Origin of the sequence: Erwinia sp. MYb416 (assembly GCF_037479575.1) — a bacterium.
In the GTDB taxonomy this organism is placed as follows: domain Bacteria; phylum Pseudomonadota; class Gammaproteobacteria; order Enterobacterales; family Enterobacteriaceae; genus Erwinia; species Erwinia rhapontici.
In genome coordinates, this window is the sequence record NZ_JBBGYT010000437.1 from 84,779 (window position 1) to 97,421 (window position 12,643).

At 56.8% G+C, this 12,643-nt stretch carries 10 protein-coding genes; 5 read left to right on the forward strand and 5 right to left on the reverse strand.

Annotation, left to right across the window (positions count from 1 at the left end; all coding sequences use genetic code 11):
- Positions 1-3: 3 nt before the first annotated feature.
- Genes fdhE through fdnG form a run of 4 tightly spaced genes read right to left on the reverse strand, consistent with a single transcriptional unit; the run spans position 4 to position 5,509 of the window.
- Complete coding sequence (gene fdhE, locus WH277_RS08685; RefSeq protein WP_159338266.1) at positions 4-930, reverse strand: formate dehydrogenase accessory protein FdhE; 927 nt, start codon at positions 928-930, stop codon at positions 4-6.
- Positions 930-1,580 (reverse strand): formate dehydrogenase cytochrome b556 subunit, encoded by a 651-nt coding sequence (gene fdoI / locus WH277_RS08690; RefSeq protein WP_159338265.1) that lies wholly within the window; start codon positions 1,578-1,580, stop codon positions 930-932. Before fdoI ends, fdhE begins: the two co-directional genes overlap by 1 nt.
- Positions 1,577-2,458 carry a formate dehydrogenase subunit beta gene (gene fdxH / locus WH277_RS08695; protein WP_159338264.1) on the reverse strand — a complete coding sequence of 294 codons (882 nt, stop codon included), beginning with the start codon at positions 2,456-2,458 and terminating at the stop codon, positions 1,577-1,579. The genes fdoI and fdxH overlap by 4 nt, the downstream gene beginning before the upstream one ends.
- A gap of 3 nt (positions 2,459-2,461) precedes the next feature.
- The gene (gene fdnG / locus WH277_RS08700; RefSeq protein ID WP_166653737.1) at positions 2,462-5,509 is read right to left on the reverse strand and encodes a formate dehydrogenase-N subunit alpha; all 3,048 of its coding nucleotides are present in this window, start codon (positions 5,507-5,509) and stop codon (positions 2,462-2,464) included.
- A gap of 143 nt (positions 5,510-5,652) precedes the next feature.
- Between fdnG and fdhD the strand changes: the two genes are divergently transcribed.
- Complete coding sequence (gene fdhD / locus WH277_RS08705) at positions 5,653-6,477, forward strand: formate dehydrogenase accessory sulfurtransferase FdhD (protein WP_339505280.1); 825 nt, start codon at positions 5,653-5,655, stop codon at positions 6,475-6,477.
- Here the strand turns inward: fdhD and WH277_RS08710 are convergent.
- Positions 6,474-7,250 carry a DeoR/GlpR family DNA-binding transcription regulator gene (locus tag WH277_RS08710; RefSeq protein WP_133844750.1) on the reverse strand — a complete coding sequence of 259 codons (777 nt, stop codon included), beginning with the start codon at positions 7,248-7,250 and terminating at the stop codon, positions 6,474-6,476. The two genes, fdhD and WH277_RS08710, sit on opposite strands and share 4 nt — an antisense overlap.
- A 181-nt stretch (positions 7,251-7,431) precedes the next feature.
- Here WH277_RS08710 and WH277_RS08715 point away from each other — a divergent pair, with 181 nt between their 5' ends.
- The 4 genes from WH277_RS08715 (at position 7,432) to WH277_RS08730 (ending at position 12,620) form a co-directional block, all read left to right on the forward strand.
- Entirely contained in the window at positions 7,432-8,772 is a 1,341-nt protein-coding gene (locus tag WH277_RS08715) for an aspartate aminotransferase family protein (protein ID WP_133844748.1), read from the forward strand.
- Between the two features lie 434 nt (positions 8,773-9,206).
- Positions 9,207-9,821, forward strand: coding sequence for a superoxide dismutase [Mn] (sodA, locus tag WH277_RS08720; protein ID WP_133844746.1), 615 nt, complete (start codon positions 9,207-9,209; stop codon positions 9,819-9,821).
- A gap of 292 nt (positions 9,822-10,113) precedes the next feature.
- Positions 10,114-11,619, forward strand: coding sequence for a sugar ABC transporter ATP-binding protein (locus tag WH277_RS08725; RefSeq protein WP_212815751.1), 1,506 nt, complete (start codon positions 10,114-10,116; stop codon positions 11,617-11,619).
- On the forward strand, positions 11,616-12,620 hold the full coding sequence (locus WH277_RS08730; RefSeq protein ID WP_133844742.1) for an ABC transporter permease: 1,005 nt from the start codon (positions 11,616-11,618) through the stop codon (positions 12,618-12,620). The genes WH277_RS08725 and WH277_RS08730 overlap by 4 nt, the downstream gene beginning before the upstream one ends.
- Positions 12,621-12,643: the final 23 nt, after the last annotated feature.

Below are 12,643 nucleotides of genomic sequence, written 5' to 3' on the forward strand. Positions count from 1 at the left end.
TGCCTACTCTCCGGGGAATAAAAAGGGGTTCAGACTGCTGCGGGCAAAGCCCTCCTGCTCCATACGTGCATCGAGGATCAGCGACGCCAGATCGTCTGCGACCGGCTCAACCGCCGGGTCTTTATCCTGATACAGCATCTTCAGGTAGGTGCCGCAGTCGCCGCAGCTTTCGGCTTTAATCGCTGACGTTTCACTGTCCAGCGACCAGTAATGCAGATCGCCCGTTTGTTCGCAGTTACTGCATTTGGCGCGCATGACATACCACTCGCTTTCACACAGATTGCAGTGCAGGTAACGCAGGCCGTCCTGGGGGCTGCCCATATGAATCACGCTGGAAACCGGCACGCTGGCGCAGACCGGGCAAAACTGACGTTGTTCACCCGCTTCTGCCCGTGCTTTTCCTGGGATCAGTGCCGCCATCTGTGCCCAGTACAATGACAGCGCAGCCCAGATAAACGGGGATTTATCGCTGCTGACCTGGGCGAACTCGTTGGCGAACAGCGCACTGGCCATGGCTTCCAGTTCGGAGACGGAGGCCTTCTCCAGGTTTTCCAGCACGGAGAGTGCCTGGCCGGTCATCTCCGGCTTCAGCTCGGCGATCAACGAATGCAACAGTCGTTGCCAGTGCGCGTCGCGCGGCAGGGTGCTGATATCCAGCGGCGGTTTACCCAGACGTGCGCTCTCTTCCAGGCGCCCTCGTAGATCCATCTGTAGCGGATGGTCATACAGAACGATCTCCTGTGCGGTGGCGATCACCGCCGCAAAGCGCAGGTAGTCACCTAGCGGATTTTTCTCCGCCAGCTGGCGCAAACGCGCAGCTCGGCGGCTGTAGAGTTGCTTTAGCCGGGGGAAAAGGAGCGGCGGAATGGTCTCCGCCGTCATCAGATCGCTTTTCTCCAGCGAGTCCTGCGGGATAATGCGAATGGTCATCAGGGGCCTTTTTCCTGTTGTTTTTGCCGGTGTTGCTGCTCTTGCTCGCTACGATACCAGCGCGGGTGGTGTTTTTTGGCCCAGCGGGTGGTGACCCAGCCTTCGACCATCGCGGTTATCGTGCCTTTTACCCACAGGGCGGCATAGACATGCACCATAATCACCGCAATCAGCACCACCGCCGCAACAGAATGCACCACCAGTGCGGCACGGATCAGCGGAATACTGAAAGCAGGGGCAAAGTAAGGCCGCCAGATAACAATGCCGCTGGCAAGCAGCAGTATTAAGCTGACGATAGCAGCCCAGAATACGCACTTCTGTCCGAAATTATAGCGCCCGGTATCGCCCACTTCCTTGTTTTGCACAATTTTATGGATGTTTTTCATCCAAATCATGTCCTGCCTGTCGAACAGGTTGTGCCGCCAGTAACGGAAAAACATCCGCAGGAAGGTGATAAACATCACGGTGCCCACAAAGGGATGCAGGATGCGCGCCAGTTGCGGCGTGCCGAAGATGTTCATCAGCCAGTTAAAGGAGGGAAAGAAAAAACCTAATCCGCTCACTGCCGCGAGAAGAAAACAGAATGCCATCAACCAGTGATTAAGCCGTTCTGGTGCGCTGTAGCGCTGAATACGCTGACGTGGTTTCATGGATTTTCCTCCTCATCCTCTTCTTCGGCCCGGTTTGGTCCCACCCCGACATAGTGAAACACGGCTGCCGCAAACGTGGCGGCAAAGCCCAGTGCGGCCAGCGGTTTCCACACGCCTTTCCAGAAGGTGACCGCCGGGCTGATAGCCGGAGCCTGCGGTAACCCGTGATAGAGCGTGGGCCTATCCGCATGATGCAGCACATACATCACATGGGTGCCGCCGACGCCCGCCGGATCGTACAGACCGGCGTTGGCAAAACCGCGCGTGTTGAGTTCGCTAACGCGTTCTGCCGCCAGTGTTTTCATCGCCTCTTTACTGCCGAAGTGAATGGCGCCAGTGGGACAGGTTTTCACGCAGGCCGGTTCCTGGCCCACGTTGACCCGGTCGACGCACAGCGTACATTTATACGCCCGATTATCCTGCGGGTTGATGCGCGGCACGTTGAACGGGCAGCCAGCAATGCAGTAACCGCAACCGATGCACTGCTCAGACTGGAAGTCGACGATGCCGTTAGCGTACTGAATGATTGCCCCTTCCGACGGACAGGCTTTCAGGCAGCCCGGGTCCGCGCAGTGCATGCATCCATCTTTACGGATCAGCCACTCCAGCCGACCGTTCTCCTCCACTTCGGAAAAACGCATCACCGTCCAGGATTGGGCGCTCAGATCGGCGGGGTTGTCATACACCCCGACGTTACTGCCGACCTCATCGCGCAGGTCGTTCCATTCGGAACAGGCCACCTGGCAGGCTTTGCAGCCAATGCAGGTGGTGACGTCAATCAGCTTGGCCACCTCCTGCTGGTGGTCACGCGCCTGCGGGGGAGGCGTCAGGTCGTTCGTTGCCGAACGGCGAATGATATCCTGTGATTGATAAGCCATCGTTTACACCTTCTCCACATTGACCAGGAACGCCTTGAACTCTGGCGTTTGCGTATTGGCATCACCGACAAACGGCGTCAGGGTATTGGCGAGGAAGCCTTTCTTTGCCACGCCCAAAAAGCCCCAGTGAATCGGAATACCGATGGTATCGACCTGTTTACCGTCAATGGTCAGGGTGCGCAGGCGTTTGGTGACCACCGCTTTGGCTTTGAGGTAGCCGCGCTGCGAACTGACTTTGACCCGATCTCCGTGCCGTATGCCCAGCTTGCCTGCCAGCGTTTCGCCGATTTCGATAAATTGCTCCGGCTGCGCGATGGCGTTAAGCCGCGCATGTTTCGTCCAGTAATGGAAATGCTCGGTGAGACGGTAGGTGGTGCCGACATACGGGAACTGCATGGCCTTGCCCATATTGTTGAGATCGCCCGGGAACACGCGGGCCGCCGGGTTGGAGACGACCGCCGGATGCAGCGGGTTGGTGCCAATCGGTGTTTCAAACGGCTCGTAGTGCTCCGGGAACGGCCCTTCCGCCATTTTATCCAGCGCAAACAGTCGTCCCATTCCCTCCGGTTGCATGATAAATGGCCCGGTATCGCTGCCCGGTGGTGCAGTGCTGTAATCGGCAATGTCCTGCCCGACCCATTTAGCGCCGTCCCAGTGCAGCAGCTGGCGTTTCGGGTCCCAGGGTTTGCCCTGCGGATCGGCAGATGCACGGTTGTAAAGGATGCGGCGATTAAGCGGCCATGCCCAGCTCCAGGCGGGGGTATTGCCCAACCCGGAAGGGTCACTGTTATCGCGGCGTGCCATCTGGTTACCTTCCGGCGTCCAGCTTCCGGCGAAGATCCAACAGCCGCTGGCGGTACTTCCGTCGCTGCGTAGCTGGGCAAAGCTACTAAGCTGCTGACCTTTTTTCACCAGCACATTGCCTTTGTCGTCCAGCAGGTCGTTCAGTGCACGGCCATTGCTTTCCTGCGCCACTTCCTCCGACGCCGGGGAATCAGGGGTCTGATAGTCCCAGCTCATGTTGAGGACGGCCTCAGGCAGCGCGCCCCCTTCTTCTGCGTAAAGCTGGCGCAGGCGTAGATAGATTCCCGCGAGGATCTCACCGTCGTTGCGCGCTTCTCCCGGCCCGTCTGCCCCTTTCCAGTGCCACTGTAACCAGCGCGCCGAGTTCACAATCGACCCGTTCTCTTCGGCAAAGCAGGTGGACGGCAGGCGGAACACTTCCGTGCCAATCTCCGCGGGATCGGTGTGGTTAAACTCGCCGTGATTTTCCCAGAAGCTGGCGGTTTCGGTGGTGAGCGGATCGATGGTCACGAGGAACTTCAGTTTTGCCAGTGACGATGCCACCTTCTGTTTATGCGGGAAGGACGCCAGCGGGTTAAAGCCCTGACAGATATAGCCGTTAACCTCGCCGCGATGCATCATCTCGAAATACTGCAACACGTCGTAGCCCTTATCCCACTTCGGCAGCCAGTCAAACCCCCACTGATTTTCTTGCTGGGCCTTATCGCCGTAGAACGCTTTCATCATGCTGATAAAGAACTTCGGATAGTTGCTCCAGTAGTTGACCTGGCCGGGCAGCAGCGCTTTTGGCGTGTTGGCGGCAAGGTAATGATCCAGATCGGGCTGTTTGTCTGAAGGCAGCGTCATATAGCCGGGCAGGCTCTGGGAAAGCAGGCCGAGATCGGTCAGTCCCTGAATATTGGAGTGGCCGCGTAGGGCGTTAATGCCGCCGCCTGCCATTCCCATGTTGCCCAGCAGCAGCTGGATCATCGCCATCGTGCGGATGTTTTGTGCACCGACGGAGTGCTGCGTCCAGCCCAGTGCATACAGGAACGTGGCGGTGCGGTCCGCCGCGCTGGTGGCGGCCAGTAGTTCACAAATGTGCAGGAAGTCTTTCTGCGGAGTACCGCATATGTTTTCCACTACTTTCGGTGTATAGCGGCTGACGTGGGTTTTCAGCAGGTTCCAGACGCAGCGCGGATGGGTCAGCGTTGTATCACGCTGCGCAAAGCCCTGCTCATCCAGCGCATAGTGCCAGCTGGTTTTGTCATAGCTGCGGGTTTCCGGGTCATAGCCGCTGAACAGGCCGTCGTCGAAGCTGAAATCATCGCGCACGATGAGGCTGGCGTTGGTGTACGCCGCAACATATTGATGTTGGATGGTATCGTGTTCGATCAGATAGTGCAGCACCCCCGACAGGAAGGTAATGTCGGTGCCGGAACGAATAGGCGTATAGAAATCAGCCACCGATGCCGTACGCGTAAAGCGCGGATCGATAACGATCAGTTTGGCGTTGTTATGGATTTTGGCTTCCATCGCCCAGCGGAATCCTACCGGATGCGCTTCAGCGGCATTGCCACCCATAACAATAATCAGATTCGCATTGCGGATGTCGACCCAGTGATTGGTCATCGCACCGCGACCGAACGTTGGAGCAAGACTTGCTACCGTAGGTCCGTGTCACACGCGCGCCTGGTTGTCGACGGCAAGCATGCCGAGCGAACGGGTCATTTTCTGGGTTAAATAACCGGTTTCATTGCTGGAGGCCGAGGCGCACAGCATGCCAGTACTGAGCCAGCGGTTGACGGTGACGCCGTCTTTATTGCGGGTGATGAAATTGGCATCGCGGTCATCTTTCATCAGCCTGGCGATACGGCTAAAGGCATCATCCCAGCTGATACGCTGCCATTTATCGGAACCGGCAGCGCGATATTCCGGGTATTGCAGGCGGCTTTCACTCTGAATAAAGTCGAGTAATCCGGCACCTTTCGGGCACAACGCACCACGACTGACCGGATGGTCCGGGTCACCTTCTATATGGAAAATACGCTCTTTCACGTTTTTCGCACCGTCACCCATGCTGTACATCAGCAGGCCACAGCCCACCGAGCAGTAGGTACAGGTATTACGGGTTTCACGGGAACGCAACAATTTGTACTGGCGGCTTTCTGCCAGCGCGGCGGTCGGCGTAAAGCCGAGGACGGCGGCAGTCGTGCCTGCCATTCCTCCCGCACAAATTTTAAAAAATCGTCTTCTGCTGACTTTCATGGCGTCATTCCTGGTTCGACATTGGTCATTAATTTTGCTGCACCCGGGTGAGTGGTTCACAATAAGCGCAGGTGGTTTTTTAGCGTGTACAGTGTGAAATAATACCACAATATTGTTGTGGTTTATGAGCGGAGTGGATTTCAGTGAGCGAAGAACAGCACAAAAAAGAGGGATGTTTGCCACCAGACTCAGGCATACGTCAGATTTCGGTCTGGCAGCGCGATGCGCTACAGCAGGCGCAGCCGGACTGGCTGGCAGAAGAGGTGCCCGTTGCGCTGGTCTACAACGGCATCTCGCATGTGGTGATGATGGCGACGCCGAAAGATCTCGCGGCATTTGCCGTTGGTTTTTCCCTGTCAGAGGGCATTATTGCCTCCCCATCCGATATTTTTGGTATTGACGTCGTGCCGGTTTGTCAGGGGATTGAAGTGCAGGTTGAACTGTCCAGCCGCCGCTTTGCTGCCTTAAAAGAGCAGCGACGGGCGATGGCCGGGCGCACCGGTTGTGGTGTCTGCGGCGTGGAGCAATTGGCCGAGATCGGCAAGCCACTACAGCCGCTGCCATTTACGCAACATTTTGATTTTCAATACCTTGATCATGCACTGCGTCAGCTAAAGGATTTTCAACCGGTCGGCCAGCTGACGGGTTGTACCCACGCTGCGGCTTGGGTGACACCCACGGGAGAACTGAGCCTCGGCTGTGAAGATGTCGGCCGTCATGTGGCACTGGATAAACTGCTGGGGATGCGCAGTAAAGTGCCTCCGGCTGCGGGCGCGGTGCTGGTGTCCAGCCGCGCCAGCTATGAAATGGTACAGAAATCCGCGATGTGCGGCGTGGAGATCCTGTTTGCCGTCTCAGCCGCGACGCAGCTGGCGGTGGAGGTGGCGCAGCGCTGTAATCTGACGCTGGTGGGCTTCAGTAAACCGGGGCGGGCAACGGTCTATACGCATCCGCAGCGGCTAATTTAAGCCAGAACCACCTGCGGCAGCACCTGCTGTAAGGCGGAGAACGCAGGCAGGGTGGCCGCGCTGCTGTCGGTGACCAGCGCGCTGACCTGCTCAATGCTGGCATAATTCATGCGGCTGTTCAGGCCAAGTTTGCTGTGATCGGCCAGCAAAATCAGCCGCCCGGCTTGCCGCGCCATGGCGCGTGCAATGGCCGCTTCGTGTGGCTGAAAACTACTGGCACCGTGTTTGGCGTCCAGCCCGACCGGCGAGAGCACCGCCACGTCAGCGCGGAAGCGATAGATCTCACCCACGGTCAGTTCCCCGCGCGTCTCCTGCGCCCCGGCCAGCATATTGCCACCCAGCAGGATCACCTGATTGTTCAGCGTTTCCTGTTCTTCTGCGGCACAGAGTTTGAGAGCTGCGTTCAGGCTGTTGGTGATAATGGTCAGCCCGGACATTGAGCGCAACTCTTCGGCCAGCATGGTCGTGGTGCTTCCGGCATCCAGAAACACGGTCTGACCGGGTTGCAACAGCTGTGCGGCCGCGCGTGCGATAGCGCGTTTCTCTTTCGCCATCACGGAACTGCGTACTGTCAGCGGTGGTTCCGGTGTGGCATTCAGCGCCACCAGGCCGCCGTGGACCCGTTTCGCCAGCCCCTGCGCTTCCAGTTCAATAATGTCCCGGCGGGCAGTTTCACGCGAAACCCCCAGCTCTTTAATGATCCGTTCGGTACTCACCTGGTTGAGGGTGTTCAGTAGCGCCCGGATGCGATGTAAGCGTGTTTCCTGCAGCATAGGTCTGATTTCCTGACGATAACTCACCGACATAGCCTAACCGACAATGCTGCGCTCTGCATGTGTATTTTATTGCATTTGTGTATTTTGTTGCATTTGACGTAAAAGTTGCCATGATAAAGGTCAGACACTGCTGACTGCCTGTCACCAGGCAAATCTCAATTTTGCAACGGGAGTGATTATGGCCACACGTTCAACCATCATGGATACCAACAGTTTCCGCGCCGAGCATGCCGACGGCCTGGATGCGGATGTGCGTAAGCTGACCGACAAGCGCAGCAAGGTGCTGGGTGAGTCTTACCGCCTGTTTTACCGTAAGCCGGTGCATCTGGTCCGCGGGAAAGGGCAGTATCTGTGGGATGCCGCCGGGGATAAATACCTGGATGTGTACAACAACGTCGCCAGCATCGGCCATTGTCACCCGGCGGTGATTGATGCGGTGTATCAGCAGATGAACCAGCTGAACACCCACACTCGTTATCTCCATGAAGCCATCCTGGACTACTCCGAGCAGCTGCTGGCGACGGCACCTGTGGAAATCGACCGCGCCATGTATATGTGCACTGGCTCCGAGGCCAATGACCTGGCGATTCGCGTGGCGCGTGCTTACAGCGGCGGCACCGGGATTATCGTCACTCAGGAGTCTTATCATGGAACCAGCGACCTCACTTCCGGTGTTTCTCCGGCGCTCGGCAGCGGTCAGCCGCTGGCCGCAACGACCCGTCTGGTGCTGCCGCCGGATCGCTACCGTGTGGATGCCCCGGACCTCGGTGCCTGGTTTGCCGGCGAAATTCAAAAACAGATCGATGATATGGCGGCGCACGGCATTAAATTTGCCGGTTTCCTCGCGGATTCCATCTTCTCTTCCGACGGCGTGCTGCCGGGGCCAAAAGGCTTCCTGAAGCAGGCGATAGACGTGGTGCACAAAAACGGCGGCATCTTTATTGCTGATGAAGTGCAGCCCGGTTTTGCCCGTACCGGTGAGGCATTCTGGGGCTTTGCCCGTCACGATGTGGTGCCCGATGTGATCACCACCGGCAAGCCGATGGGTAATGGGATCCCGGTGTCTGGCCTGTTGGCGAAAAGCGATGTGCTGGCCGCGTTCAGCGATGAGATACCTTATTTCAATACCTTTGGTGGCAACCCGGTGGCGATGGCCGCGGCGCAGGCAGTGCTGAAAGTGATCAAAGAAGAAGGATTGCAGGAGCACAGTCGCGTGGTGGGGGCGAAACTGCTGGCGGAACTCTCCACGTTGAAGGATAAGTATGAGTGCGTGGGAGATGTGCGCGGTGCGGGTCTGTTTATCGGCTTTGAGCTGGTGAAAGACAAAGCCAGCAAAACGCCGGATAAACAGTTGGCGTTGGATGTCACCGAGATGTTGCGTGAGAACCACGTGCTCACTTCAGTGGCAGGACCGTATGGGAACGTTCTGAAATTACGCCCGCCGTTGGCGTTCCAGGAAAGCGATATCGACTGGCTGGTAGGTGCGCTGGACAAATCACTGGCGGCACTGGGGCGTTAACCCCGGGTCGGGCATGCCCGACCCCTACGGGGGTTGCCGGGTGAACGGGTCGGGTCTGCCTGACTCCTGCGGGGGTTGCCGGGTGAATGGGTCGGGTCTGCCTGACTCCTGCGGGGGTTGCCGGGTGAACGGGTCGGGCTCTACGGGGTAACCGGGATCGGCGTAGGGTTGTGGCACGCCGGACCCCGCTATGTTGTCCGTAGGGGCGAGGCATGCCTCGCCCTGGCTGACGAAACAATCGCTTAGATCATTTGGTTGTAACACGACAGGTAAAAGATATAACCACGCTGTCCCGCCTGCTGTCATCTATACCCTTATCAACATCGGGGCATTGATATCCCTTTTCCCGATCATTTATTTAACTATAATGATCCGACTGCTTACGCGGTGCTGAACAGCGAGCGCCGCCCATAATCTGAATGGAGACGATGAACATGAGTTATTCACTGCCATCCCTGCCTTATGCGTATGACGCACTGGAACCGCATTTTGACAAGCAGACCATGGAAATTCACCACACTAAGCATCACCAGGCTTATGTGAACAACGCGAATGCCGCGCTGGAAGGGACTGAGTTTGCTAATCTGCCCGTTGAAGAGCTGATTGCTAAACTGGATCAACTGCCTGCGGACAAAAAAGGCCCACTGCGTAACAACGCTGGCGGCCACGCTAACCACAGCTTCTTCTGGAAAGGTCTGAAAACCGGCACCTCTCTGGGCGGCGACCTGAAAGCAGCCATCGAGAAAGATTTCGGCAGCGTTGACGCGTTCAAAGCAGAATTCGAAAAAGCGGCAACCACCCGTTTCGGTTCTGGCTGGGCGTGGCTGGTCAAAAAAGGCGACAAGCTGGCCGTCGTTTCTACGGCTAACCAGGACAGTCCTCTGATGGGCGAAGCCATTTCTGGCGCATCCGGTACGCCGATCATCGGTCTGGATGTGTGGGAACACGCCTACTACCTGAAATATCAGAACAAACGTCCTGACTACATCAAGGCGTTCTGGGACGTGGTTAACTGGGACGTAGCAGCAGAGAACTTCAAAGCGGCTTAATCTCCTCAGTTATCGATGATCCTAACCGGCGACCTGTTCGCCGGTTTTTTTATCTCTGACTTCTGGCCGCGTCCGCTTTGGTGCAGCATAACAACGATGCATCTGGTAAATATTCCCCGTTTTTCCACTGGTTATCAGCGCCATGCCAGCGCTTACCCCTGTAGTGTCTGGACATCTGGATGGCTAATAACATTTTGTGTTAGCTTATGCCCTTTCAATCGTTGCCTGCCGTGACAATCCATTAAAAAATGCGGCGCACCCCTTAATTTATTGAGCTTGAGAAAACACGCCCATGACCGCGATAAATCGCCTTGAAATGCGCCAGATCTCCATCGCTTTTGGCGGTTTTTCGGCGCTTAAATCCGTCGACATCACTCTGGAAGGGCACTCCATTCATGCGCTGACCGGAGCCAACGGTGCCGGAAAATCTACGCTGATGGCGGTGCTCTCGGGCGCATACGATCACTACAGTGGTGAGATTTTGCTGGATGGTCAGCCCGTCTCTATCCGTTCTCCACGTGATGCAAAACAGCTGGGTATCCACCTGGTCCAACAGGAAGTGGATGTGGCATTGGTCGCCGGCCTGAGTGTGGCGGAAAACATCATGCTCGACCGTCTGGCTGAAGGTGGCCAGCTTTATCGCTGGGGCGAGATGCGCCGTCAGGCGCGGGCACTGCTGGCGCGGTTAGATGTGCAGATTGACGTGAAGCGCCAGGTGGAACAGTGCACGCTGGCGGAAAAACAGCAGATCCTGCTGGCACGTGCGCTGTCACATCACTGCCGTTTTCTGGTGCTGGATGAGCCAACCGCCCCTCTCGACCAAAACGAAAGTGAAAAGCTGTTCGCCGTGGTTCGCCAGCTGCAAAGCCAGGGTATTGGCGTAGTGTTTATCTCCCACCGTATTCACGAACTGAATGCCATCTGCGATCGACTGACGGTTCTGCGTGACGGTGAACTGATTGAAAGCGGCCCGATGCAGGGATTAAGTGGTGAGCAAATTGTTGAGAAGATGCTGGGTCATCAGCTCAATGATATTTATCCGCCATCGCGTCCGCCGTTCAGTGAGGAAACCCTGCTGCACATTACCGGGTTGCATGATGAACACCTGTTAAAAGATATCAGCCTGACGCTGAAAAAAGGCGAGATCCTCGGTATCGCCGGGCTGGCTGGCGCAGGAAAAACGGAGCTTTGTAAGGCGCTGTTTGGTGCCAGTAAAAGCCGGGTTCAGCATGGCGAACTGCACGGTAAGCCGTGGAAACCCTCGTCCCCACATGCAGCGGTAGATAACCGCATGGCGCTGATCCCGGAAGAACGCCGCAAAGAGGGCATCTTTATTGAAGAATCGGTAGTGATGAACCTCAGTGTGACGGCGGATAATAGCTTTTCACGCTGGAGCCTGTTTGGTCACCGCCAGGCGTGGCGCTGGGCAGAAGACGTCATCGTCAAACTGGGCATCCGCACCACCGGGCCAAAGCAGACGCTGCGTCGCTTGTCCGGGGGAAATCAGCAAAAGGTGGCTATTGGCAAATGGCTGCGTAATAACGCTGATGTACTGATTTTTGATGAACCGACCAAAGGCGTGGATATTAAGGCCAAAACCGACCTGTTCGAGCTGATCGACGGGCTGGCCCGCCAGGGAAAAGGGGTGATTTACGCCTCGGGCGAATTTTCGGAACTGGTTGGCCTGTGCGACCGCATCTGCGTACTGTGGGACGGGCGCATTGTGGCGGAAATGGCGGCAAATGACGTCGATGAAGAAACACTTTTACTTTATTCCACCGGAGGAACGCCTGCGTGAGCAGCAAAGAAATTTCCCTGAAGGCGGCACCGTCCGTCCGGCACCAGCTATTTGATTTTCTCTATAAGTGGGGAATGTTGCTGACAGTAGTGGCGCTGATCGCGGGCTTTGGTCTGGCCTCAGACAGCTTCCTGGAACCGACCAATATCATCAATATCCTGCGTTCAATTGCTATTGTTACGGTGATTGCCATTGGCGTATCGATTTCGCTGACTATCGGCGGTTTCGATCTGTCCGTGGGGTCGACCGCTTCGTTGGCGAACTCGCTGGTGATCTCCCTGTTTGTCTGGTACGGATTCGGCCCGACGCAGGCGATTGCCCTGACGCTACTGCTCTGTACCCTGGTCGGTCTGTTTAATGCTTTTATGATCGTGGTGCTGAAAATCCCTGACATGCTGGCCACGCTTGCCAGCCTGTTTGTGGTGCAGGGTGTGGCGATGACCTACAGTTTCGGTGGTTCGATTACCGAGAACATGGTGCTGCCAAGCGGCGATATGGCCGAAGGCACGATCCCGGCAGTGTTCTCATTGCTGGGCCAGGTGCCGATTATTGTGATTGTGATGCTGGCGGTGACGGTGGTGGCACAACTGCTGCTGTCGTTGACTAAACATGGTCGCCGTATGTACGCCATTGGCGGTAACCCGGAAGCCGCCAGGTTGTCGGGTATCCGTACCACGCGCTATCGCGTGCTGGCCTATGTTATTTCGGCATTGCTGGCGGGGCTTGGCGGTATTTTGCTGGCTTCGCGTATTGGTTCCTCGCAGGTGAACGCCGGTGGCGGGTATCTGATGGATGCGGTGGCAGCGGCCTGGATTGGTCTGTCGCTGGCGGGTGCTGGAAAACCCAACGCGCTGGGTACGCTGCTCGGCGCAGTGATCCTCGGTGTATTACAAAATGGTCTGGTGATGCTGTCCGTGCCTTATTACGCGATGGACATCATTAAAGGCCTGGTGCTGGCGGTTGCGCTGGCCATTACCTACGTACAGCGCCGTCAGGCGTAATCTTTTCAGACAGGGTAAAATAA